We start from the raw sequence: 25,211 nt of genomic DNA on the forward strand, positions 1-25,211 counted from the left end.
TCCTTCTGGAGCTATTATCATGTCTGAGCACATCAACCCACGAAACCTCGATCAACCCGTGATCCTCAGCGTCAATCCCGCCGGAATCGGTGCCGTCGACGTAGAGAACCCGGAAAAACCCCTGCCTGTGCTGGTGGGACCGCTGAACCTCAAGCCCCGAGATCATATCGACCTGTACTGGGGCGATGCGGCGGAGCCGGTCAGCAGCTACGATCATCCCCAGGACGCGCCACCGATCAATGACTTCGTGACCCTAGCGGTGGCTACCCAAGGCATTGAATCGGCCAGAGATCCGCTGCCGGTTCGCTATCGCTTCACACCGTTTCCCGGCAGCGCGCCGCAAGACTCCGACATCACCCACATCCGGGTAAAACTGCAAAGCCCTGGCGGCATCGATATCGATCCGGCAACACCTTACGAGAACGAAGCCCTGCGCCCGCCCCAGGTACAACCGCCGGCGGTGATCGTCGATCCACGGGGGGTCAGGGTGATCGTCATGCCTTACCAGCATATGAGCGAAGGCGATCGCATTCGGATCAACTGGGCCGAAGAGGCGGTCGATCATCCGCCCCTGACGGCAGCGGAGCTTGACCGGGAGGTGATCATCTCGATTCCGGCGCAAATCGTCGAGGCAGCCGGCAACTCCAACAATCTGCCGGTGCGCTACGAGATCCATGATGTGGTCGGCAATTGGTCGAAACGCTCACCCGCCAGCCATGTCGTGGTCAGTATCGGCTCACACTGAGCCTAACCCCGCCGGTTGCCATAGGCAGGGCAGCCGGCGTTTCAAGCAACATGACGCCCGATAAAATCAGCGACATGCCGCGCCGCCGTGTCCAGATGCTGTTCATGGCTCAGACCGCTGGCCTTCAGCGGTTTGAGATCGTGATCGGCGGCCTGCAGCCAGCTCAGTTCCAGCCGCGCCGACAGCCTATAGTCGGCTACCGTCCGCCGATTGCCCAAGGCATCGCGCTCGCCCTGCACGATCAGCGTCGGCGTCACCAGATCGGCCAAGTGCGCCACTCGCGGTTTCTCCGGCTTGCCAGCGGCGTAGAACGGATACCCCAGGCAGACCAGTCCTTGTGCGCTGAGGTCGTCGGCCAACAGGCTAGCCATGCGTCCGCCCATGGATTTGCCACCGATGAACAATGGCCCCCTGACTAACCGCCGTACTTGCTCGTACACCTCGCGCCAACAGTCCAGCAACCTGGCCTGTGGGTTGGGCGGACGCTTGCCGCCCTCCAGGCGCCGCTGGGCCATGTAGGGAAACTCGAAACGCAGCACGTCAATGCCCAATGCCGCCAGGCGCTCGGCCATGGCGTTCATGAAATCACTGTCCATTGGCGCACCGGCACCGTGGGCGAGGATCAGCGTGGCCTGCGGGACGTCTTCCCTGACAGCGTTGTACAGATAGGCGGGATTGCCCGGCCAGGAGATCTGCGACCGGGTTGCCTGCTGAATCGACATAGAACCTCTCACTTCAACGCCCGCACTGACAGCGGGCTTGTGGCGCCGAAATTGACTGACACTAGCCACACAGGCCACTAGATATGTAATGCATCGCTGCGCCGCTTTTCCTGAAAATGAACGCACCTTAGCTGCCTGCGCAGACATTGCGAGGCCGGCGCTGCCGACACGGGAAACTTCCCGCGGTCATTTTAAGATGAGTATTGCCATGCCCCAAGATGCCCTCACCGACGCCCAACCACCTACTTCCAACCCCTTGCCAGCCGAGCGCGCGGTCAGGCCCGGACCAGAGAAAACCCGTCCCTCGCTTAGCCGCGCTTTCGCCAGCGTGGACGAAGCTGTCCAGTATGCCCATGGCCAAGCCGCTGTCAAAGCTTCCGGGCGACAGTTGTCGTTGATTCTGAAACATGCGCAAAAGGACGAATTCAAGGTCACGGAACCGCAAGACGCGGCACCGTCTCTCTTCGACCCGACGGTCGTCTTCGAACATGACGCCCAGGGCGCATTGCAAGTGCCCGAGGACTTTAGCCTCGTCGGTCTCTACGGCCAAGCCGAGACACAACACGAGCTCCTGCCGCCTCGGGAAAGCGGCCTGTATGAAAATTTCTTCAGTGCCCACGACTTATTCGCCGGACTCCATCACGCGCGTCGTTTACGGCCAGCGATACCCCAGTCTCTGCCGCTACCAGTGTTTTACGGCACGCCAGACGGCGCGCTGCTGGCCTATCAGGCTAGCGATAGCGACCTGGAGCAGGCGCTGTTGCCCGAAGGGGCGAATTGGCAGGCCCGGGCCGGGCACTATGATGAGCAACTGGCAAGTGGCGTGTTGCCTCCCAGCCAGTTGGTCCGGACCCTCGCTGCCGCCGGCCAACTACGAGTGCTGCAGACCAGCCGCCTGTGGAACCGCCTGGGCGAGGTGAGCGCGATCAAATGGACACCATTCGCCGATGCCGCCCTGCCGCAATTAGGCCCAAGCTTCCTCTCGGCGGACGACGCCGCGCGCCATGCCCAGCAGATTATCCAGGGCGGTACCGACAAGGAACTCGGCGGACTGATCTTCCAGCGCGAGGACGGCAGCTTTGTCGCCACCTTGCCCACCAGCGGCAGCGGCAGCCGATTCGACAGCGAGAGCCTGTATCCCGTCACGGAAACCGGTATTGCCGACTTTCCGCCAGGGCACCGGCTGCATGCGGTGTACCGCTCCAACATCAGCTTGTCGGCCATCCAGGAACAGGTCGGCAGCGCCTTAGGCAATCCATCGAGGCACAGCGAGCAGGAGAACCGCCTCAGACTCAAAAGCATCACCCCCGATGAAGTGCTCGCCACTCTCATCCCGCGCCCCCCCCAGGGGATAAAGGCGTTCTATGTGCTGATGACCGACTTGAACATCATTAAGTACATGCCTAGCGAGTCCGCCGAGGAAGACGCCCTGATCCCGCGCCTACTCCCTGGAAGTGACCTCGGCGACCTCGATCGGCTATTGCCGAGCGATTTCATCAAGGCCCTGGCAAGGGCCGGCGGGCTCTACATCGTCCGTGGCGACAACTATTGGGGCCCGCCGGGCAAAGTGCCCGAGGATTGGCAGCCCTACCCGTCCAGCCAAGCACCGGCCCGAGCGTTGCTGGCCTTCGGGCCGGTGTTCGACACCGCGGATGCCGCCGCCCTCCACGCCAATCAACGTATCAATGGCCAATACCGGGAGCGGCGGATCGGCTTCATCATCACCGACATCCACAACCGCTACGTGGCAAGCGAGCCCATCACCGCCAGCGAACCGTTGTTTACCACCAACCCGCTGCCGCGTATGGAGAATGACGGAACCCTGACGGGGCTACCCGGTTTTCGCCTGGCCGGTCTCTACTACAGCGCCGAGCTGTATCCGCAAAACCTACCATGCAAGGACGTCTGGATTTACCGGAACTTCTTTCTGCCCGACGAGCTGCTGGCCGCGCTCAAACTGATCGAAGGTTACCGCCCGGCCCCGACCGCGTCACATTTACCCTTGTACCTGAGCACCCGCGATGGCGCGCAACTGAAGTACGTCTCTCTGGACACCACGTTCGATCAATCGCTGCTCGCCGGCTCGACGAATCTTCCCAGCTACGGTGAACGACTGGTCCAGGGCATACTCGACCCGTTGGATTTGGTTCATTCGCTGGCCGAGACCGGTGAACTGAGCGTATTGCACCCGAGTGAACTCTGGGGATCGCCCACTCGCCTGACGGGCGAATGGCACGCCTATCAAGAACTGCGACGGCGCACGCTGGGACCGATCTTTGCCACGGCGGACGACGCCGCCCGCCATGCCCATGCGCAAATCGCCCGTCGCTACGACAAGGTGTATGGCGGCGTGATCCTCAAGCGCGAGGATGGCCAATTCGTTGCCACCACACCGCTGGTTTCGCCTACCGAAATTTTCGACCACACGCATGTATTCCCGATCAGCAACGGTTTTCCCCTGGAGGGCCACAGAATTGCCGGGATCTATAGCTCTCGCCTCGGCATGCTGGATTTTGCCTTACCGCAGAGCGAAGCCCGGCTCTACCTGAACCTGTTTCCGACCTGGGATATCTACCGGGCAATCAAGGATCGCTCGATTCCATTACACTACTTCTCATGCCAAGACGGCTCGTTGATCCGCTACAACAGCAAACATTCCCCGGATGAAGTCGATCTGTTCAACGCGCTACGGCCCCCATCGACGAGCCCGCTGAACCTGATGGAAAATCCGACGGAGCAGCACTTCAAAAGCACCAGGGACGAGGATAAGGGAGCAGTACTGGCCTTCGCCCGCGACCTGGTAAAAACCGGCGAGCTACGGGTCCTGGTCAACGGTCGCGAGATCTGGACAACCCCTGGCAAGGTGCTGACCCTGCGCGACACCGCCGCCGGCGTGCAGGTCGACACCGACAACGCCTCCATCGCCACTGCCGTGCCCAGATTCAGCCCGGTGTTCATGACGCCGCTGGACGCCGTGCGCCACGGGCTCGCACAGATTGGCCAGCGAAGCGGGCGCAGCTTCGGTTTCATTTTCAGGAAAACCGCCAAGGAATATGTCGCCACCGAGGCGGTCCCCGATACCAGTGCGAACTTCGATCGGGCGCTCATCCTGCCGCCACAGATTGGCGTCCTCGGCCTGATCCCCGGGTATGTCATCGACGGCCTGTATGTCGCGACCGGCAGCCAGCGGACGCCGTCGACCGATGCGGTCTACCCACATTTCATCAGCGCGCGAGACTTTGCCTACGCCATCAAGACCGCCCGTGAAACTGCCATCGTGCCCGGCCACCAGGCCACTACCCGGCTTTATCTGTCGACCCTCGACGGCGCCTTGCTAAGCTATGAGGTACCGTTGGTTCCGGACGCGGACGAAGTGATCCGCGGCAGCGTCTTCCATAACGACGGTATCGACACCCAAGGCCAGTTGGAGAACGGCTCACTGTCCGGGCAAGACTATGTTCGTCGCGTGGCGGCAAGCGGCAAGCTGAGCGTGCGCCACCCCGGCACCCTGTGGCGCCAGACAGGTCCGGTGAGTGCTACCTGGAAACCTTCCGACAGTGCCGCAACCGGCACCCAGCCTTATGCCCTCAGCCCGCTGTTCGCCCATGCCGACGACGCAGCGTTGCACACCCACAACAAGATCGGTCGCGGTCGTGGCGCGCTGCTGGTCGACGCGATCTATCGAACCTCCGCCCCCGATGGCTACGTCACCCTGGAGCCTTTCATCGATGGCCAGGCGATCAAGGTCACTCGCACTCTGGCCGACCTGAAGACCCAGGCCCTGGAGCAGCAGCGCCTTGAATTGACCCTGGGCAAGACACCGCTCGACAGCATTCACTATGCCAAGCCATTGGCCCCTACCCGCTATCAGATCGACGATAGCCCCCCCGTCGATTTCTTCGCCGTCGAGGATATCTGCTTCGTCACCAAGACACTGCTGGCCGACAACCTCTTCCTCAATGGCATCTACTATTCCAGCCAGGACGGCGCCCTGTTCAAGTACGAGCCCAGGGACTCGAACGCACAGCGTGAGCTGTGCACGCCGATAGAACCGGAGCGCATCAAGGGCCTCACCCCACCCCAGTTGCCCCTGGTGAATGCGGTCGCCGCCGCTGGCAAGCTGAGTGTGCTGCAAACCAGTCACCTCTGGCCCACCCTCGGCCCGATCGATCCCACCTGGACGCCTGTCTGGACGCTCACCGATCGCCATCCGCGAGCCACACGCGAACTGATACCGCCACTGATCAACAGTTTCAATATCGGCGGCGTCGGCGCCACCGACGTGATCGACCCGCAACGGCCCCTGCCCGTGGTGATTGCGCCGCTGAACCTCAAACCCAGGGACCGGATCGACCTCTACTGGGGCACTCATTCCACCCCCGTCGCCAGCCATACCCAAGGCAGTGAGCCCGGCGCCAGCCATCTCACCCTGCGGGTCGACACACGCTGGATCATGACCGGCGAGGTAACAGTACGCTATGTCCTCACCCCCTTCCCCGGCGGCGCGCCGGAAACCGCCGAGACCCGTTTGCGGGTCAAGCTGGACGTGCCCGGCGACCCCGACACCCAATCGGCGACACCGACCATCAACGACAAACTGGAATTACCGCAGGTGGTGCCCCCAGGAATCATCGAGGGTCCGGAGGGCGTCAGTGTGGTCATCAAGCGTTATGCCAACATGGCCGTTGGCGATTCAATCGTGGTGTCCTGGCATGGCCGCCTGGTGCAACACCCTCCCCTGACCGCGCCAAGCGACATCGTGGTGGTGCCGATCGATCCCGAGATTATCCGCGAAGCCGGCAACTCCGATGCGATCCTCGTGCGCTATGAGATACGCGATGGGGTCAACAACTGGTCGAGATGGTCACGTCCGGCGCTGGTCGAGGTGGGCATTGGCGATCCGTCCCTGCCCGCCCCGGTGGTGCCGCGCGCCCAAGGCATGCAGTTGGACCTGGACCGGCTCAATGGCGCCAACGTGCAGACACTGGTGTTGCGTTACGAGGGCATGAGCAGCGCACAGAACCTGCGCCTGCTGGTGGAACGGGAAACCGCGCTCGGCGCGGCGCTGCCGGCGTACAGCGCGCTCATGCGCGGCCACGATAGCGACCCCTTCGTGTCCTTCGAGGTGCCGAACGAGCAATTCCCGCTCATTATCCAAGGGCTGGCACGCTTCTATTATCATGTCGAAGAACCTAACCAACCCCTGCGCCGCTCCAAGAGCCGGTCGCTGAAAATCATCGGTCAGGCGCTGATACTCAAACCACCACGGGTGCCCGTGGCCGAAACCAACGGTAATGTGCTCGACCCGGCGGCCACCGGGGTGATTGCGCGGGTGGAGCCCTACCCATTAATTGCCGTGGGTCAGACGGTGACGCTGGTCTGGATCGGTACGACCGCCGCCGGCACCGAAATCCTTCATCAACAAACCCTGTCGGTCATCGACATCGGCAAGGACATCGACTTCACCATACCCGACGACAAGGTCAGTGTGTTGGCCGGAGGCTCTGTCGTGGTGCGTTATGAAGTCAAGACCGAAGCCCCTGAGCCGCTGGTGTCACAGCCGTTGCTGCTGCCGGTCAGCGCCCTGCCCCTGGATCTTCCACGCCCCACCGTAGTGGAGGCCCATGACACCGTACTGTTCCCGTTGCAGGCGCTCGATGGCGCGACGATCCGGGTCAGCTATGCCATGGAAACCAGCGACAGCATTCGCGCCTACTGGCGAGGCACGCCGGGAAGCGGCACGCCCCTGATCGACGCCAAGCCCGGCAGCATCGATGGCACGGTCGATTTCTCCGTTCCCGCCAGCGCCGTGAGCGCTAATATCGGCAAGCGCGTTGAGGTCGGTTACAGCGTCACCCGCCGGGGTATCGCCGCACCGTCGAAAGTCCTGCCGCTGGACATACTGCCCATCGCCCACGAAGACCTGCAGCCGCCTTTTGTTCGCGAGGCGCCGGACAACCTTCTGCTGGACCTCAACACCTTTGCCGGCGACGCCCATATCGAAGTGAGGAAATGGCCGCATATCCAGATCGGCCAGCGGATCTGGCTGAGAATCGACGGCACCCTGAGCAACGGTCGGCCTTTCGCTTTCACACTGTGGAACGCGGAACTGGTCAGTAATATTTCGGATGTCATCGAGGGCCTGCTCTCACGTACCCAGCTCGATCAGCTGCGCGATCTGAGCGGCCTGACTTTCACCTTCAAGGTGGCTTTCGACGGCAGCAGCGATGAGTCGAGTGCCCTGACGTTCCCGCGCCTGTCGCTAACGGTCAGGGCCCGCAAGCGCTTGCCGGAACTGGTTCTCGATACGCGCCCCGTCAGCCTGCCGGGAAAAATCTACCTGATTCCCTGTCATCCACGGGTGTTGCCGGAGTTCGGTCCCGGCACAACCCTGCAGCGCGCCGCCAGCGGCGGCGTGCCCGGCTATCACTACAGTAGCGATAATCCCGACATCGCCGTGGTCGACGGCAACGGCCGGGTCACCGTGCGCGGTAATGGCAAAACCTTTATCCGGGTCAACGACAGCGCTGGGCAGCGCAAAAGCTATGAAGTTACCGTCAGCGGTGTCATCCAGTGCTACAACCTGGGTGAAGGCGGCAGTACCGAGACGCTACGCAAGGCTCAAGCGCAAGGACTGAGCGTACCAACGCTGGAACAGTTGATCGACATCCGCACGGCATACGGCAAGCGCTGGCCCCTGCAATCGCCACTGAAGCAGAAAACCTGGTCATCGACCACGAAAACCCCATTGGGGCTGGTGCATGCGGTACTGGACATGACGTTGAACGTCATTGAGCCGGAGCGCCCTTATATCAAGATCACCCCTGGCCTGGGCCTGATCTATGAGGCCAGTGGCCTCGGGATCGGCCCCGTGCGACTCGCCAACTGCAAGTAAGGAGCAAGACAGTCGTCCTTGATCAACCCGCCGGTGGCCCTTGACCACCGGCAACTCCCACCCCATTGACTCCCGTCAATACCACCCGCTGGCTATTTGTCCATGCTTGGCTGGCTTCTAGTGGCTTATGTGGCTAGTTCTGTTAGTCAATTTCGGCGCCACGGCCCATGACCTGCGTAGCTGTTCCTCGCCATAGCCGGCTATGACTGGTCGCGGCGCCTGGGCCATGAACTTCTGGCATTCGAGCTTGAGCTAACGAACTCACCGTACAGGTCACTAATCTGCCTATAACTCCAGACCCCGCGAATGCAACAGTGTCGGCCGGGTCTGAACCGTGGACGGGGAACCATGAACACTTCAATCAGTACTGCCTACAACTACAAGGTGGTCCGCCAATTCGCCATTATGACGGTGGTGTGGGGCATCGTCGGGATGGGGCTCGGGGTCTTCCTCGCGGCCCAATTGGTCTGGCCCGAACTCAACTTCGACCTGCCATGGACCAGCTTCGGCCGTCTGCGCCCACTGCATACCAACGCGGTGATCTTCGCCTTCGGCGGCTGCGCGCTGTTCGCCAGCTCCTATTACTCGGTGCAACGCACCTGCCAGACCCAGCTGTTTTCACCGAAGGTTGCAGCGTTCACTTTCTGGGGCTGGCAGTTGGTCATTCTCCTGGCGGCCATTAGTCTACCGCTGGGCTATACCAGCTCCAAGGAATACGCCGAGCTGGAATGGCCGATAGATATCCTGATCACCATCGTCTGGGTGGCCTACGCCTACGTGTTTTTCGGCACCGTGATCAAGCGCACCACTCGACACATCTACGTGGGCAACTGGTTCTTCGGTGCGTTCATCATCACCGTGGCGATTCTGCATATCGTCAACAACCTGGAAATCCCGATCAGCCTGACCAAGTCCTACTCGGTCTATGCCGGGGCCACCGACGCCATGGTCCAATGGTGATACGGGCACAACGCGGTGGGCTTCTTCCTGACCGCCGGGTTCCTCGGGATGATGTACTACTTCGTGCCGAAACAGGCCCAACGCCCGGTGTATTCCTATCGCCTGTCCATCGTCCACTTCTGGGCGCTGATCACCGTGTACATCTGGGCAGGTCCCCACCACCTGCACTACACCGCCCTGCCAGACTGGGCGCAGTCGCTGGGCATGGTGATGTCGCTGGTCCTCCTGGCACCCAGCTGGGGCGGCATGATCAACGGCATGATGACCCTCTCGGGCGCCTGGCATAAGTTGCGCAGCGACCCAATCCTGCGTTTCCTGGTGGTATCCCTGGCGTTCTATGGCATGTCGACCTTCGAAGGCCCGATGATGGCAATCAAGACCGTCAACGCCCTCTCCCACTACACCGACTGGACCATCGGCCATGTGCATGCCGGCGCCCTCGGTTGGGTAGCGATGATCTCCATCGGCGCGCTGTACCACATGATCCCGAAAGTCTTCGGCCGCACACAAATGCACAGTATCGGCCTGATCAACGCGCACTTCTGGCTCGCGACCATCGGCACCGTGCTCTACATCGCCTCGATGTGGGTTAACGGCATCGCCCAGGGTCTGATGTGGCGCGCGGTCAACGAGGACGGCACGCTGACCTACTCCTTCGTCGAAACCCTGGTGGCCAGCCATCCCGGCTTCGTCGTACGGCTGGTCGGCGGTGCGATCTTCCTCTGCGGCATGCTGCTGATGGCCTACAACACCTGGCGCACCGTGGGCAGTGCCGAACCTGCCACCGTCACCGCCGCGCAGATGGCCTGAGGAGTTCGCCATGAAACACGAAGTGCTTGAAAAAAACGTCGGCCTGTTGATGCTGCTGATGGTCTTCGCCGTCAGCATCGGCGGCCTGACCCAGATCGTCCCGCTGTTCTTCCAGGACGTCACCAACAAGCCGGTGGAAGGCATGAAGCCCTACACCGCATTGCAACTGGAAGGTCGCGATATCTACATTCGGGAAGGCTGCGTCGGTTGCCACTCGCAGATGATTCGGCCGTTCCGCGCCGAGACCGAACGCTACGGGCATTACTCGGTGGCCGGCGAAAGCGTCTGGGACCACCCGTTCCTCTGGGGCTCCAAACGCACCGGGCCGGACCTGGCGCGGGTTGGCGGCCGGTACTCGGAAGACTGGCACCGTGCGCACCTGTACAACCCGCGCAACGTGGTACCGGAGTCGAAGATGCCGGCCTACCCCTGGTTGGTCGCTAATGCCCTTGATAGCAGCCACACCGAAACCAAGCTGCGGGCCATGCGCACGCTGGGCGTGCCCTATACCGACGACGACATCGGCGGTGCGGTCGCCAGCCTCAAGGGCAAGACCGAGATGGACGCACTGGTCGCCTACCTGCAAGTGCTCGGCACTGCGATCAAGAACAAGAGGTGAGCCATGGAGATAAGTAGTGGAATGATCCGCGGCCTCGGCACGCTGCTGGTGATGACTGCCTTTGCCGGGCTTGCGATCTGGGTGTTCAGCGCCAAGCGCAACCCAGAGTTCGCCCAGGCGCGCATGCTGCCGTTCGCCGACGAGCCCTCGCCCGAAACACCTGAACAAGACCCTGCAACAAGGAGCAATCGGCCATGACCATCTTCTGGAGTACGTACATCTGCGTACTGACCATCGGCAGCCTGATCGGCCTGACCTGGTTGTTGCTCGGCACCCGCCAAGGTGAAACCAAGGGCGGCGTCGACCAGACCATGGGCCATAGCTTCGACGGTATCGAAGAGTACGACAACCCGCTACCGCTGTGGTGGTTCATGCTGTTCGTCGCAACCCTGGTGTTCGCCGTGGGCTACCTGATTCTCTATCCTGGCCTGGGCAACTGGAAAGGCGTCCTGCCCGGCTACGAAAACGGCTGGACCGGCGCACACGAATGGGAAAAGGAGATGGACAAGGCCGATGCCAAATTTGGGCCGACCTTCGCCAAATTCGCCGCCATGCCTGTGGAAAAGGCGGCCAAGGATCCACAGGCACTGAAAATCGGCGGTCGCCTGTTCGCTTCCAACTGCGCGGTCTGCCATGGCTCAGACGCCAAGGGTGCTTACGGTTTCCCGAACCTGACCGACAACCTCTGGCGCTGGGGTGGCAGTACCGACGCAATCAAGACCACCCTCATGGGCGGGCGAATCGCGGCCATGCCGGCATGGGGCGAAATCCTCGGTGAAAACGGCGTGAAAAACGTCGCAGCCTATGTCCGTCATGACCTGGCCCAACTACCGCTGTCGCAGGACTCCACGGCAGACCTGGAAGCTGGCCGACAATCGTTCAACACCAGTTGCATCGTCTGTCATGGTGCCACTGGCCAGGGCAATCCGATCATGGGAGCCCCGGACCTGACCCAACCCGCCGGCTTTATCTATGGCAACAGTCTGGCACAGTTGCAGCAGACCATCCGCCACGGGCGCCAGGGTCATATGCCGGCCCAGAGCGAACTGCTCGGCAACGACAAGGTGCAACTGCTGGCAGCTTACGTATTCAGCCTCTCGCACGACCGTCAAGGAGAAGATAAAACTCAATAAATACCAGATGTTTCCCGCCGCATCGACGAAGATACGGCAACTTCCCGCCTGCACGCGACCAAGTGTCGCACCTGTCTTTTAGTCCGCCTACCCACTCTCGGGAATCGGTACTAAGCTTTGCAAACCCCGATCAATCCCTAACCCCTCGCCCGCCGGTCAATCGCGGTATTTTCGAGGACGGGCTTTGACCTTACACCGAGTATGGAAAGGCCGTAGAATCAGCGTCGTAACGTAGTGACCCGGGTCATGGCGCGTTGCAATGACCCTACACTTTATCCATACTTGCGACCGATTTTTACCCCTAATAACTATACCCAAACCGTGGAACCTTAGAATGAGCACAGCAATCAGTCCGACTGCTTATAACTATAAGGTAGTCCGCCAGTTCGCCATCATGACGGTGGTCTGGGGAATCCTTGGCATGGGGCTCGGCGTATTCATCGCTTCTCAACTGGTCTGGCCGGAGCTGAATTTCGGTCTGCCGTGGACGAGTTTTGGACGCCTGCGCCCGTTGCACACCAGCCTGGTGATCTTCGCCTTCGCTGGTTGTGCATTGTTTGCCACCTCCTACTATGTGGTGCAACGTACCTGCCAGGTGCGATTGATCTCCGATAGCCTGGCGGCCTTCCACTTCTGGGGCTGGCAGGCAGTGATCATCGGCGCCATCGTGACCCTGCCATTGGGTTACACCACCACCAAGGAATACGCCGAACTGGAATGGCCGTTGGCGATCCTCCTGGCGATCGTCTGGGTGGCCTACGCGCTGGTGTTCTTCGGCACTATCGTCAAGCGCAAGACCAAGCATATCTATGTCGGCAACTGGTTCTATGGTGCGTTCATTGTCGTCACCGCCATGTTGCACATCGTCAACCACGCGTCCCTGCCGGTGAGCTTCTTCAAGTCCTATTCGGTCTACGCCGGGGCGACGGATGCGATGATCCAATGGTGGTATGGGCACAACGCGGTGGGTTTCTTCCTGACCACCGGGTTCCTCGGGATGATGTACTACTTCGTACCGAAACAGGCCGAGCGCCCGATCTACTCCTATCGCCTGTCCATCGTCCACTTCTGGGCACTGATCACCCTGTACATCTGGGCCGGTCCCCATCACCTGCACTACACCGCCCTGCCGGATTGGGCGCAGTCGCTGGGCATGGCGATGTCGATCATCCTCCTGGCACCGAGTTGGGGCGGCATGATCAACGGCATGATGACCCTTTCGGGCGCCTGGCATAAGCTGCGCACCGACCCGATCCTGCGCTTTCTGGTGGTGTCGCTGGCGTTCTACGGCATGTCGACCTTCGAAGGTCCGATGATGGCGATCAAGACCGTCAACTCGCTCTCCCACTACACCGACTGGACCATCGGCCACGTTCACGCCGGCGCCCTCGGCTGGGTAGCGATGATCTCCATCGGCGCGATCTACCATATGATTCCCAAGCTGTTCGGTCGCGCGCAGATGCACAGTGTCAGCTTGATCAACACCCACTTCTGGCTCGCGACCATCGGCACCGTACTCTACATCGCCTCGATGTGGGTCAATGGCATCACCCAAGGCCTGATGTGGCGAGCCATCAACGAGGACGGCACCCTGACCTACTCGTTCGTCGAAGCCCTGGTCGCCAGCCACCCCGGCTACATCGTGCGTGCCCTGGGCGGTGCGTTCTTCGCCAGTGGGATGCTGTTCATGGCCTATAACGTGTACCGCACCGTTCGTGCCTCGAATCCGGCTGAAGCTGAAGCCGCCGCTCAGATCGCTGTCGTTGGAGCTCACTGATGAAGCACGAAGTCGTCGAGAAAAACATCGGCCTGCTAACCTTCTTCATGGTCATCGCTGTCAGCATCGGCGGCCTGACCCAGATCGTCCCTTTGTTCTTCCAGGACGTCACCAACAAGCCGGTCGAAGGCATGAAGCCTCGCTCGGCCCTGGAACTGGAAGGCCGTGACCTCTACATCGCCAACGGGTGTGTCGGCTGCCACTCGCAGATGATCCGCCCCTTCCGCGCTGAAACCGAACGCTACGGACATTATTCGGTTGCCGGTGAAAGCGTCTGGGACCACCCGTTCCTGTGGGGCTCCAAGCGCACCGGTCCAGACCTCGCCCGCGTTGGCGGTCGTTACTCCGACGACTGGCACCGTGCGCACCTGTACAACCCACGCAACGTGGTGCCCGAGTCGAAAATGCCGGCGTACCCGTTCCTCGTGGAAAACAAACTCGACGGCAAGGACACCGCAAAAAAAATGGAAGTCCTGCGCACCCTGGGCGTGCCTTACACCGACGAAGACATCGCCGGGGCGAGAGACGCCGTGAAGGGCAAGACCGAAATGGACGCGCTGGTGGCCTACTTGCAGGGCCTGGGCACCATCATTAAAAGCAAACGGTGATCTGGATGGATATCGGGATGATTCGTGGCCTGGGCACCGTCGTGGTGATGGTGGCCTTTATCGGCCTGGCGTTGTGGGTGTTCAGCCCCAAGCGCAAGTCGGAGTTTGACGACGCGACTTTGCTGCCTTTCGCGGATGACCCCGAAGCCATCAAGCACGTCGAGCAAGCTTCTAGGAGTAACAAAGAATGACTACGTTCTGGAGTCTGTACGTCACAGTCCTCAGTCTGGGTACCATCTTCGCCCTGACCTGGCTGCTGCTGTCGACCCGCAAGGGCCAGCGCGCCGAGCAGACCGACGAGACAGTCGGCCACTCCTATGACGGGATCGAGGAATACGACAACCCGTTGCCGAAGTGGTGGTTCATGCTGTTCGTTGGCACCATCATCTTCGCCCTCGGCTACCTGGCGCTGTACCCGGGCCTGGGCAACTGGAAAGGCCTGTTGCCGGGTTATGGCTATCTGGACAACGACCAGCAGGTCCCCTTCGCCGACGGCCAGACCGGCTGGACCGGCGTACATGAATGGGAGAAGGAAATGGCCCGCTCGGATGCGCGGTTCGGGCCGATCTTCGCCAAGTACGCCGCCATGCCGATCGAAGAAGTCGCCAAGGACCCGCTAGCCCTGAAAATGGGCGGTCGCCTGTTCGCGTCCAACTGCTCGGTATGCCATGGCTCCGACGCCAAGGGCGCCTATGGCTTCCCCAACCTGACCGACAACGACTGGCGCTGGGGCGGTGACCCGCAAACCATCAAGACCACCATCATGGGCGGTCGCCATGCGGTCATGCCGGCCTGGGCCGAGGTAATTGGCGAACAGGGCGTGGCCGATGTGGCCGCCTTCGTGCTGACCAATCTCGACGGTCGCAAGCTGCCGGAAGGCGCCAAGGCCGACCCGGCCAACGGGCAAAAGCTCTTCGCCGCCAACTGCGTGGCCTGCCATGGTCCGGAGGGCAAGGGCACCCCAGCCATGGGCGCACCCAACCTGACGCACCCTGGTGCGTTCATCTACGGCTCGAGCTTCGCGCAACTGCAGCAGACCATTCGTCACGGTCGCCAGGGCCAGATGCCTGCCCAGGAACAGACCCAGGGCAACGACAAGGTCCACCTGCTGGCCGCCTATGTCTACAGCCTGTCCCATGGCGACAACAAGCCCGCGGAATAAACTCCCGGCTCGCCGCTCCACCCATGACCCCGTCGGTGCAGACTGGCGGGGCCTTTTTTATCCGCAAGCGCTCTATCACGTGGGTAATCCGCATGCTAGGCCAGGCGATTTCATCTATAGTCAATTGACCTGCATCATGTTTTGTTACATTTGCTGCACTATTCGGATCGCTCCCTCAACGCGACCAAAGGTCGCACCCTTGAGCCAGAGTGACAGGCGTATCATTACGCCACTGCACTACCCTTTCTGATCGCGGTCGGCATGTACTGACCGAGGCTTTTCCCCCTACCGTGGGATGCAATGATGAGCAAGCAAATTCCGGTACACGACGTTACTCCGCCTGCACAGCACTCGAACAACACCGTCGATCTCTACGCTTCACGCGAAAAAATCTACACCCGTGCCTTCACTGGCCTGTTCCGCAACCTGCGGATAGCCGGCGGTGCCGCGCTGTTCCTGCTGTATTTCGGGACCGTATGGCTGGACTGGGGTGGCCACCAGGCGGTCTGGTGGAACCTGCCCGAGCGCAAGTTCTTCATCTTCGGTGCAACCTTCTGGCCCCAGGACTTCATCCTGCTCTCCGGCATGCTGATCATCGCCGCCTTCGGCCTGTTCTTCATCACCGTCTACGCCGGGCGCGTCTGGTGCGGCTACACCTGCCCGCAAAGCGTCTGGACCTGGATCTTCATGTGGTGCGAAAAGATCACCGAAGGCGACCGCAACCAGCGCATCAAGATCGACAAGGCGCCCATGAGCGCCAACAAATTCCTGCGCAAGTTCGCCAAACACAGCCTCTGGTTGTTGATCGGCTTCGTCACCGGCATGACCTTTGTCGGTTACTTCTCGCCGATCCGTGAACTGATTATCGACTTCTTCACCGGCCAGGCCGATGGCTGGTCGTATTTCTGGGTCGCTTTCTTCACCCTCGCCACCTACGGTAATGCCGGTTGGCTGCGCGAGCAGGTGTGCATCTACATGTGCCCTTACGCACGCTTCCAGAGCGTAATGTTCGACAAGGACACGCTGATCGTCTCCTACGACCCACGCCGTGGCGAAGATCGTGGCCCACGCAAGAAAGGTATCGACTATCAGGCTCAGGGCCTGGGCGACTGCATCGATTGCACAATGTGCGTACAGGTCTGCCCCACCGGCATCGACATCCGCGACGGCCTGCAGGTCGAATGCATCGGCTGCGCCGCCTGCATCGACGCCTGCGACAGCGTCATGGACAAGATGGAATACCCACGCGGCCTGATCAGCTACACCACCGAACACAACCTCTCCGGGCAGAAGACCCAGCATTTGCGGCCACGCCTGATCGGTTATGCAGTGGTTCTGCTGGCAATGATCAGCCTACTGGTGAGTGCCTTCTTCATGCGCTCGCTGGTGGGTTTCGACGTCAGCAAGGACCGTGTGCTCTATCGCGAAAATGCCGAGGGGCGGATCGAAAACGTCTACAGCCTGAAGATCATGAACAAGGACCAACGCGACCACACTTACGTCCTCGACGCCAGTGGCCTGCCGGACCTGAAGCTGCAAGGCCGGCGTGAGATCAAGGTACCCGCTGGCGAGATTTTCAGCATGCCGGTCGAACTGTCCAGCGCCCCCGAACAACTGCCGTCGAGTACCAATGAGGTGAAATTCATTCTCCGCGATGCCGATGACGACAGCGTCCACATTGAAGCCAAGAGCCGATTCATCGGTCCACAAATTCGCTAAGGGAATCCACGATGTCCGTCGCCACCGCCACCAGCCCCTGGTACAAGCACCTTTGGCCCTGGATCATTATCGCCATCCTGGCCTGCTCGGTGACCCTGACCCTGTCTATGGTGACCATCGCGGTGAAGAACCCGGACAACCTGGTCAACGACAACTACTACGAGGCCGGCAAGGGCATCAACCGCTCGCTGGACCGTGAGCTGCTGGCCCAGACCCTGCAGATGCGGGCCAACCTACGCCTCGACGAAGTCACCGGCGAAGTCGACCTGCGCCTGAGCGGCGCCAGCTATCCGGCGACCCTGCAACTCAACCTGATCTCGCCGACCCAGCCGCAGAAGGATCGACGGATCATCCTGACCCGTAGCGAGACCGAACAAGGGCGCTATATCGGCCAGTTGAGCGACAAGGTCGAAGGCCGGCGTTTCGTCGAGCTGCTGGGCAAGCAGGACGACAGGACCTGGCGTATGTTCGAGGAAGAGCAGGTCAGCCACGACCAAGACCTGCTGCTGGGCGACGAGCCACTGCAAGGCGCCGAAGACCTCGCCAAGTAACCTCGCTCGCCACCGAAGTCCGCTTGCCGGAATTGATTGACCGATGGCCCCTATGACCCGTCCCGTACCCTGCTACCACTGCGCCCTGCCGGTCCCCGCTGGCAGTCGCTTCACCGCGGTCGTCCTCGATGAAACCCGCGAATTCTGCTGTCCCGGCTGCCAGGCTGTGGCCGAAGCTATCGTCGCCGGCGGTCTGGCGCATTACTACAGCCACCGCAGCGAACCCTGCGCCAACCCCGCCGTGCTGCCGGTGCAACTGCCGGACGAACTGGCGCTATACGACCGCGCCGATGTGCAGCAACCCTTTGTCCACCACGATGGCGAGCTTGTCGAAGCCACCTTGCTGATGGAGGGCATCAGTTGCGCCGCCTGCGGCTGGCTGATCGAAAAACACCTGCGCAACCTGCCGGCCGTGGCCGAGGCGAGCCTGAACCTGTCCAATCATCGGTTGCAGGTGCGCTGGATCGACAGCCAACTGGCCCTGAGTACATTGCTCGTCGAGCTACGCCAGATCGGCTACGCCGCCCACCCTTACCAGCCCGACCGCGCCAGCGAACAATTGGCCAGCGAAAACCGCAAGTCCTTGCGCCAGCTAGGCCTGGCCGGCTTGCTGTGGTTCCAGGCAATGATGGCGACCATGGCCACCTGGCCGGAATTCAATATCGACCTGAGCCCCGAGCTGCACACCATCCTGCGTTGGGTCGCACTGTTCCTCACCACCCCGATTGTCTTCTACAGCTGCGCGCCGTTCTTTCGTGGCGCTCTGCGCGACCTGCGCACCCGGCACCTGACCATGGACGTCTCGGTCTCGCTGGCGATCGGCAGCGCTTATTGCGCCGGGATCTGGACCGCGATCAGCGGCGTCGGCGAGCTGTATTTCGATGCCGTGGGCATGTTCGCCCTGTTTCTGCTCACCGGTCGTTACCTTGAGCGTCGCGCCCGCGAGCGCACGGCGGCGGCCACCGCGCAACTGGTCAATCTGCTGCCGGCTTCCTGCCTGCGCCTGCTCGCGGACGGCCAGAGCGAACGAATCCTGCTCAGCGAACTGCGCCAGGGCGACCGCGTGTTGGTGCATCCCGGCGCCGTATTGCCGGCGGACGGCAGGATTCTCGACGGCCAGTCGAGTATCGATGAATCGCTGCTGACCGGTGAATACCTGCCGCAACCGCATGCTCCGGGGGACGCGGTCACCGCCGGCACGTTGAACGTCGAGGGAGCACTGACGGTCGAGGTCCTGGCCCTCGGCCAGGACACCCGCCTGTCCGCAATCGTTCGCCTGCTGGAGCGCGCCCAAAGCGAAAAACCACGCCTGGCAAAGATCGCCGACCGCGCCTCGCAATGGTTCCTGCTGCTGTCGCTGATCGCAGCAGCGGCCATCGGCCTGCTCTGGTGGCAGCTCGACCCGGAGCGGGCGTTCTGGATCGTTCTGGCGATGCTGGTGGCAACCTGCCCATGTGCGCTATCGCTGGCCACTCCGACAGCGCTGACCGCCGCCACCGGCACACTGCACAAGCTCGGCCTGCTGCTGACTCGCGGCCATGTCCTCGAAGGTCTGAATCAGATCGACACGGTGATTTTCGACAAGACCGGCACCCTGACCGAGGGCCGCCTGACCTTGCGCACCATCCAGCCATTGCGCGAGTTGGACAGCGAGTACTGCCTGGCTCTAGCCGCCGCCCTGGAAAGCCGTTCCGAACACCCGATTGCCAAAGCTTTCGGTCGCACCCCGCAAATCGCCGAAGATGTCCTGAGCACACCCGGACGTGGCTTGGCGGGCCGCGTCGGCGAACAGCAGCTACGTATCGGCCAGGCGGCTTTCGTCTGTGAGCTCAGCGGTTGCGCGATCCCCGCGCCGCCGCAGGCCAGCGGGCAATGGCTGCTGTTGGGCGACAGCCACGGCGCCCTCGCCTGGTTGGTTCTCGACGACCGACTGCGCAGCGATGCACCGGACTTGCTCGCGGCCTGTCGCGCGCGCGGCTGGCGGACCCTGTTGCTGTCCGGTGACAGCTCGCCGATGGTCGCCAGTATCGCCACGGAGTTGGGTATCGACGAGGCCCGTGGCGGACTGCGTCCAGAGGACAAGCTGCAAGTCCTGAAACAACTGCAACAACAAGGGCACAAGGTGTTGATGCTTGGCGACGGCGTCAACGATGTGCCGGTCCTGGCCGCCGCCGATATCAGCGTTGCCATGGGCTCGGCCACGGACCTGGCGAAAACCAATGCCGACGCGGTACTGCTGTGCAATCGCCTGGATGCCCTGGCGCAGGCCTTCGGTCTGGCCCGCCGCACCCGTCGGGTAATCATCGAGAACCTGATCTGGGCGGCGCTGTACAATGGTCTCATGTTGCCGTTCGCCGCCCTCGGCTGGATCACTCCGGTGTGGGCCGCGGTCGGTATGTCCATCAGTTCGTTGACGGTGGTGTTGAATGCCCTGCGCTTGACTCGCCAACCGAGCCCGCCGGTCAACCAGGTCCTACCCGATACCCGCCCGCTGCCGGCCTGAGCCGTGCGGGCCTGGAGCAAAGATGCCAGCTCTTTACGTGATGATCCCAGCGGCACTGCTGATCGTCGCCATCGCCGTCTACATCTTCTTCTGGGCGGTGGACAGCGGCCAATACGACGATCTCGACGGTCCGGCCCACAGTATCCTGTTCGACGACCAGGACCCTAACCACCAGGCCGCCATCGAGGAGGCCAACGGGACTCCCCGCGACCACGACCAGCAGGCCCCTCCCCATGCTTGAACTGGCGCCCCTGTTGGTCTCGGCGGTGATTCTCGGCTTGCTCGGCGGCGGTCATTGCCTGGGCATGTGCGGCGGCCTGATGGGTGCCCTGACTCTGGCGATTCCCCAGCAACAGCGAGCCCGACGCCTGCGCCTGCTACTGGCTTACAATCTAGGGCGGATTCTCAGCTACACCGCCGCCGGCCTGTTGATCGGCCTCCTCGGTTGGGCAGCGGCCAACAGTCCGGCGGCAATGCTGTTGCGGGTGCTGGCCGGCTTGTTGCTGATCGTCATGGGCCTGTACCTGGCCGGTTGGTGGAACGGCCTGATCCGCGTGGAAAGCCTCGGGCGCGGCCTGTGGCGACATATCCAGCCCGTCGCCAGCCGCCTGTTGCCAGTGTCTAGCCTGCCCCGAGCCTTGCTGCTCGGGGCATTGTGGGGTTGGCTGCCCTGTGGCCTGGTCTACAGCACACTGCTATGGGCAGCGAGCCAGGGCAATGCTGTCGACAGCGCGCTGCTGATGCTGGCCTTCGGCCTCGGGACCTGGCCGATCCTGCTAGCCACCGGGCTGGCGGCGGAACGGGTCACAGCGATCCTGCGCAAGCGCAGCGTGCGCCTGGGCGGTGGGTTGCTGGTTATGTTGTTCGGCTTGTGGACCCTACCCGGCCCTCATCAACACTGGTTGATGGGGCACTGATCCTTGTGACGAGCGAGGTCCTCGGAACGCTGCATCGTCCTGTCGGCCCGGTCGGGGTGCAGGGTGTTCGATGCCTACCTGGGACAGCAGCGTCGCCGGCGGCTTTCCCCCCAAATCATCTAAAACTCAGATGACTGCGGACCGCTGTACCATCCCGGCACACGCTGGCCTCAAGAACTCCCACTGAGGTACCCTTACAGTTTATGCGTGTCACCCTACAAGGATTTGAGAAATGTCTGAGCCCGTGAAACTGCGCTCCCACAGCCAGGCTCATTGCAAGGATTGCAGCCTGGCTCCTCTCTGTCTGCCACTTTCACTGAATCTGGAAGACATGGATGCGCTGGACGAAATCGTCAAACGTGGGCGTCCGCTGAAAAAAGGCGAGTTCCTGTTTCATCAAGGCGACACCTTCAGCTCCGTTTATGCTGTACGTTCGGGGGCCTTGAAGACTTTCAGCCTGAGCGACGGTGGCGAAGAACAGATCACCGGCTTTCACTTGCCCAGCGAACTGGTCGGCTTGTCCGGCATGGATACCGAGACCCACCCCGTATCGGCCCGGGCCCTGGAGACCACCTCGGTCTGCGAGATTCCCTTTGAGCGCCTGGACGAACTGGCCCTGCAACTGCCGCCATTGCGCCGTCAGTTGATGCGAGTGATGAGCCGAGAAATCCGCGACGACCAGCAAATGATGCTGTTGCTGTCGAAAAAGACCGCTGACGAGCGGATCGCTACCTTCCTGGTCAACCTTTCCGCACGTTTTCGCGCCCGCGGATTCTCCGCCCGGCAGTTCCGCTTGAGCATGTCGCGCCACGAGATCGGCAACTACCTGGGGCTGGCGGTGGAAACCGTATCCCGAGTGTTCACCCGTTTCCAGGTCAACGAACTGATCGTCGCCGAAGGCAAGGAAGTGCAGCTCCTCGACCCGATCCAACTCTGCGCGCTTGCCGGCGGTTCGCTCGAAGGCTGATCCAGACACACGTCGCGGGTATACTGGGGCGCTTACAGCCTTCCAGGACACCGCGACGATGGCCTTTGACAGCTTCGACATCAAATCCTTGATCCGCCCGGTTATCGACTTTCCGAAACCGGGAGTGATCTTTCGCGACATTACCCCGCTGTTTCAGTCGCCCCAGGCAATCCGAGTGGTGGCCGATACCTTTATCCACCGGTATGTCGAAACCGACTTCAGTCATATCGGTGCGATGGATGCCCGTGGTTTCCTGATCGGCTCGATTATCGCCTACCAGTTGAACAAGCCGCTGATCCTGTTTCGCAAACAGGGCAAGTTGCCGGGGGATGTGCTGTCCGAGGGTTATCAGACCGAATACGGCGAGGCCTTCCTCCAAGTCCATGCCGACAGCCTGTGCGAAGGCGACTCGGTACTGATCTTCGATGACCTGATCGCTACCGGCGGCACGCTGAGCGCCGCCGCCAACCTGGTACGGCGCATGGGCGCCAAGGTCCTCGAAGCGGCTGCCATCATCGACTTGCCGGAACTCGGCGGCTCCCAGCGCCTGAACGACATGGGTATCCCGAGCTACTGCCTGACCCAGTTCTCTCTGTCGGAAACGTGACCCTCTCAGCCCAGTACTTCACTCAGGGGAATGAAGTTGACCCAATCGCCTTCCACCAGCGTGGTACCTTCCAGCACTTCCACCAACCCTTCGGCCCACGCCGCGCTGCGTAGCACGCCGGAACTCTGGTTGCGATAGATGACCGCCCTGGCGTTTTCCAGGCGCCCGCGCAAGTATTCCCGGCGGTTGCCCGGCTTCGGCCAGGAAAACCCGGCCGGGACCTTGAACTGCAAAGGCCGGACCTCCTGTACGCCCAGGCGCCGCAGCAGATAAGGCCGAGCCAACAGTGCAAAAGTCACCAACGTCGATGCAGGATTGCCCGGCAGGCCAATCACCGGCACGCCACGAAAGTGCCCGAAGGTCAGGGGTTTTCCAGGCTTGATCGCCAGCTTCCAGAGGTCCAATTCACCTTCTTCACGCAGGGCGATGCCGAGGCAATCGGCTTCACCGACCGACACGCCGCCGGTGGAAAGAATCAGGTCAACATCCCCCAGCTCCGTCAGGCGCTGGCGGGTGGTCGGCAGGTCATCCGGTAGGATGCCGGCATCCATCACTGCGCAGCCCAGGCGTTTGAGCCAGCTGCACAGCAGCACGCGATTGCTGTTGTAGATATGCCCCGGTCCCAGCGCTCGACCTGGCTCGATCAACTCATCGCCAGTCGACAGAACGGCGACCCGGACCCGGCGAATCACCGACAGTTCGGCACAACCCAAGGACGCCGCCAGGCCCTGTTCGATCGGCCCTATGCGGGTGCCCGCCGATAGTACCTGTTCGCCAACCGTGGTTTCCTGCCCCTGGGGGCGGATGTTCTGTTGCAGCACCAGCGGCTCGTTGAAACGTACCCGTTGATCGGCCTGGACATCGACGTTCTCCTGCATTTCAACGCAGTCGGCGCCTACCGGTAGCGGCGCCCCGGTAAAGATCCGTGCGCAGGTGCCGGATAACAACGGCGCTGGCGCGTGTCCAGCGAAAATCCGCTGGCTGACCGGCAATGGTTCACCGTGCCAGTCGGCCAGGCGCAAGGCATAACCGTCCATGGCGCTGTTGGGCCACGGCGGCAGGTCGAGACTGGAGACCAGATCTTCGGCCAACACCCGGCCCTCGGTCTCCGCCAGCGGCAAGCGCTCGGCTTCACGAATCGGCGCCGCCTCAGCCAGTTCCAACAATCGGGCCAGGGCGATCTCGACCGGAATCAGGGCGCCGGTCTTGCCCGGCTTACCCACGGGATTCACAAGGTGGCGCCTGTTTCAGGTGAGGAACGAAATTGCACGGACGCTGGCGAGAGTCCAGTTGCTCGGCGAGGATCCCGTCCCAGCCGGTACGCACCGCATTGGTCGAGCCCGGCAGGCAGCAGACCAAGGTCCCGTTGGCCAACCCGGCCAGAGCACGGGACTGCACGGTGGAGGTGCCAATATCGGCCACGGAAATCTGCCGGAACAGCTCGCCGAAGCCGTCTACCTGCTTGTCCAACAGGCACGCAACCGCTTCCGGGGTACTGTCACGACCGGTGAAGCCGGTGCCACCGGTAATCAACACGACCTGGACCACGTCCTCGGCGATCCAGGTGGCCACTTGCGCGCGGATCCGGTACAGATCATCCTTGAGCAGCACCCGCTCCGCGAGGCGATGACCGGCGGCGGTCAGGCGATCGACGAAGACCTGCCCGGAAGTGTCGGTTTCAAAGGTACGGGTATCACTGACAGTCAAGACCGCGATATTCAGCGGCACAAAGGGCGTATCAGCCTTGGTTTTCATAGGCCTGGTCCAGTTGTTATAGGAGAAACATGCCGGTGTTATATCACAGCGCTGCCTTTCATAAATGCCGTCATGAACGCCGTAACAGAGTCCTGCCCCGTCGAGGCTCGCCATGTCGTTGATCAAGGTTTCCATTGTGGTCCTGGCCGGTGGCCGTGGCCAGCGCATGGGCGGCCAGGACAAGGGCCTGTTGGAGTGGCGGGGCCGGCCGCTGATCGCCCATCTGCATGCCACCGCGCGGACGCTGACCGACGACCTGGTCATTTCCTGCAATCGAAATTCGCAACGCTACGCGATCTACGCCGACCGCCTGGTAGCGGACGACAGCGACGACTTCCCTGGCCCGCTGGCAGGAATTCGCGCCGCACTGGCGGTGGCGCGCCACTCACACCTGTTGGTACTGCCCTGTGATGTGCCACGGGTCGATCGCAACCTGCTCCAGGCCATGATCGACGCGGCTGGCCAGCACCCGGAACAGCCCCTGATGGTGCGCCAGGGCGAACACTGGGAGCCGCTGCTGTGTGTGATTCCCGTGGCACTGGCAGGGGCTTTCGAGCGAGCCTGGGCGAGCGGCGAACGCAGTCCGCGCAAGGTCATGTTGCCCTTGCAGGCCCTGGCCCTACAGTGCCCGGCGAACGATCCCAGGCTGGCCAATCTCAATACTGCGCAACTGCTTGAGCATGGCGATAACCCGCCGGATGGACACAGGCGAGGAACTTGCTGAAAATACTGTCGTCTTAAATACTAATCAATCCGAATTT

20 protein-coding genes and 1 pseudogene are annotated in these 25,211 nt (G+C 61.8%); 18 read left to right on the forward strand and 3 right to left on the reverse strand.

The window, feature by feature from the left end; genetic code table 11:
- The first annotated feature begins 19 nt into the window (after window positions 1-19).
- Window positions 20-745 (forward strand): hypothetical protein, encoded by a 726-nt coding sequence (locus tag BMX68_RS13750; RefSeq protein ID WP_060782776.1) that lies wholly within the window; start codon window positions 20-22, stop codon window positions 743-745.
- A 41-nt stretch (window positions 746-786) separates the two neighbouring features.
- Here BMX68_RS13750 and BMX68_RS13755 read toward each other — a convergent pair whose 3' ends face one another.
- The gene (locus BMX68_RS13755) at window positions 787-1,467 is read right to left on the reverse strand and encodes an alpha/beta family hydrolase (RefSeq protein ID WP_017131818.1); all 681 of its coding nucleotides are present in this window, start codon (window positions 1,465-1,467) and stop codon (window positions 787-789) included.
- A gap of 208 nt (window positions 1,468-1,675) precedes the next feature.
- Here BMX68_RS13755 and BMX68_RS13760 point away from each other — a divergent pair, with 208 nt between their 5' ends.
- From BMX68_RS13760 to BMX68_RS13835, 16 genes and pseudogenes are all read left to right on the forward strand, one after another.
- Entirely contained in the window at window positions 1,676-8,362 is a 6,687-nt protein-coding gene (locus BMX68_RS13760; protein WP_017131817.1) for an immunoglobulin-like domain-containing protein, read from the forward strand.
- Window positions 8,363-8,710: 348 nt separating this feature from the next.
- Window positions 8,711-10,132, forward strand: a pseudogene (ccoN, locus tag BMX68_RS13765) (cytochrome-c oxidase, cbb3-type subunit I).
- A gap of 10 nt (window positions 10,133-10,142) precedes the next feature.
- Window positions 10,143-10,751 carry a cytochrome-c oxidase, cbb3-type subunit II gene (gene ccoO, locus BMX68_RS13770; RefSeq protein ID WP_017131814.1) on the forward strand — a complete coding sequence of 203 codons (609 nt, stop codon included), beginning with the start codon at window positions 10,143-10,145 and terminating at the stop codon, window positions 10,749-10,751.
- 3 nt (window positions 10,752-10,754) lie between these two features.
- A complete protein-coding gene (locus BMX68_RS13775; RefSeq protein ID WP_279615812.1) occupies window positions 10,755-10,949 on the forward strand; it encodes a cbb3-type cytochrome oxidase subunit 3 in 195 nt (64 codons plus the stop codon).
- A complete protein-coding gene (gene ccoP / locus BMX68_RS13780; RefSeq protein WP_017131812.1) occupies window positions 10,946-11,884 on the forward strand; it encodes a cytochrome-c oxidase, cbb3-type subunit III in 939 nt (312 codons plus the stop codon). The genes BMX68_RS13775 and ccoP (BMX68_RS13780) overlap by 4 nt, the downstream gene beginning before the upstream one ends.
- A 334-nt stretch (window positions 11,885-12,218) precedes the next feature.
- Window positions 12,219-13,661, forward strand: coding sequence for a cytochrome-c oxidase, cbb3-type subunit I (gene ccoN / locus BMX68_RS13785; protein ID WP_017131811.1), 1,443 nt, complete (start codon window positions 12,219-12,221; stop codon window positions 13,659-13,661).
- Complete coding sequence (gene ccoO, locus BMX68_RS13790) at window positions 13,661-14,269, forward strand: cytochrome-c oxidase, cbb3-type subunit II (protein ID WP_017131810.1); 609 nt, start codon at window positions 13,661-13,663, stop codon at window positions 14,267-14,269. Before ccoN (BMX68_RS13785) ends, ccoO (BMX68_RS13790) begins: the two co-directional genes overlap by 1 nt.
- A gap of 5 nt (window positions 14,270-14,274) precedes the next feature.
- Window positions 14,275-14,460, forward strand: a complete 186-nt coding sequence (locus BMX68_RS13795; RefSeq protein WP_003183474.1) for a CcoQ/FixQ family Cbb3-type cytochrome c oxidase assembly chaperone — start codon at window positions 14,275-14,277, stop codon at window positions 14,458-14,460.
- Window positions 14,457-15,431, forward strand: coding sequence for a cytochrome-c oxidase, cbb3-type subunit III (gene ccoP, locus BMX68_RS13800; protein WP_017131808.1), 975 nt, complete (start codon window positions 14,457-14,459; stop codon window positions 15,429-15,431). The genes BMX68_RS13795 and ccoP (BMX68_RS13800) overlap by 4 nt, the downstream gene beginning before the upstream one ends.
- 303 nt (window positions 15,432-15,734) lie before the next feature.
- Entirely contained in the window at window positions 15,735-17,150 is a 1,416-nt protein-coding gene (ccoG, locus tag BMX68_RS13805; protein ID WP_017131807.1) for a cytochrome c oxidase accessory protein CcoG, read from the forward strand.
- 11 nt (window positions 17,151-17,161) lie between these two features.
- Window positions 17,162-17,701, forward strand: coding sequence for a FixH family protein (locus tag BMX68_RS13810; protein ID WP_017131806.1), 540 nt, complete (start codon window positions 17,162-17,164; stop codon window positions 17,699-17,701).
- A 52-nt stretch (window positions 17,702-17,753) separates the two neighbouring features.
- Entirely contained in the window at window positions 17,754-20,204 is a 2,451-nt protein-coding gene (locus tag BMX68_RS13815) for a heavy metal translocating P-type ATPase (protein WP_026013156.1), read from the forward strand.
- A gap of 22 nt (window positions 20,205-20,226) precedes the next feature.
- Window positions 20,227-20,445 (forward strand): cbb3-type cytochrome oxidase assembly protein CcoS, encoded by a 219-nt coding sequence (gene ccoS / locus BMX68_RS13820; RefSeq protein ID WP_017131804.1) that lies wholly within the window; start codon window positions 20,227-20,229, stop codon window positions 20,443-20,445.
- Window positions 20,438-21,121 (forward strand): sulfite exporter TauE/SafE family protein, encoded by a 684-nt coding sequence (locus tag BMX68_RS13825; protein WP_017131803.1) that lies wholly within the window; start codon window positions 20,438-20,440, stop codon window positions 21,119-21,121. Before ccoS ends, BMX68_RS13825 begins: the two co-directional genes overlap by 8 nt.
- A 232-nt stretch (window positions 21,122-21,353) precedes the next feature.
- Window positions 21,354-22,088 (forward strand): fumarate/nitrate reduction transcriptional regulator Fnr, encoded by a 735-nt coding sequence (gene fnr, locus BMX68_RS13830; RefSeq protein WP_017131802.1) that lies wholly within the window; start codon window positions 21,354-21,356, stop codon window positions 22,086-22,088.
- A gap of 58 nt (window positions 22,089-22,146) precedes the next feature.
- The gene (locus BMX68_RS13835) at window positions 22,147-22,695 is read left to right on the forward strand and encodes an adenine phosphoribosyltransferase (RefSeq protein WP_017131801.1); all 549 of its coding nucleotides are present in this window, start codon (window positions 22,147-22,149) and stop codon (window positions 22,693-22,695) included.
- Window positions 22,696-22,700: 5 nt separating this feature from the next.
- Here BMX68_RS13835 and BMX68_RS13840 read toward each other — a convergent pair whose 3' ends face one another.
- On the reverse strand, window positions 22,701-23,927 hold the full coding sequence (locus BMX68_RS13840; RefSeq protein ID WP_017131800.1) for a molybdopterin molybdotransferase MoeA: 1,227 nt from the start codon (window positions 23,925-23,927) through the stop codon (window positions 22,701-22,703).
- Window positions 23,911-24,450: a molybdenum cofactor biosynthesis protein B gene (gene moaB / locus BMX68_RS13845; protein WP_017131799.1), complete on the reverse strand. Its 540-nt coding sequence runs from the start codon at window positions 24,448-24,450 to the stop codon at window positions 23,911-23,913. Before moaB ends, BMX68_RS13840 begins: the two co-directional genes overlap by 17 nt.
- A 112-nt stretch (window positions 24,451-24,562) precedes the next feature.
- Between moaB and mobA the strand changes: the two genes are divergently transcribed.
- A complete protein-coding gene (mobA, locus tag BMX68_RS13850) occupies window positions 24,563-25,174 on the forward strand; it encodes a molybdenum cofactor guanylyltransferase MobA (protein WP_017131798.1) in 612 nt (203 codons plus the stop codon).
- Window positions 25,175-25,211: the final 37 nt, after the last annotated feature.

It is taken from the genome of Pseudomonas agarici (assembly GCF_900109755.1).
GTDB lineage: Bacteria > Pseudomonadota > Gammaproteobacteria > Pseudomonadales > Pseudomonadaceae > Aquipseudomonas > Aquipseudomonas agarici.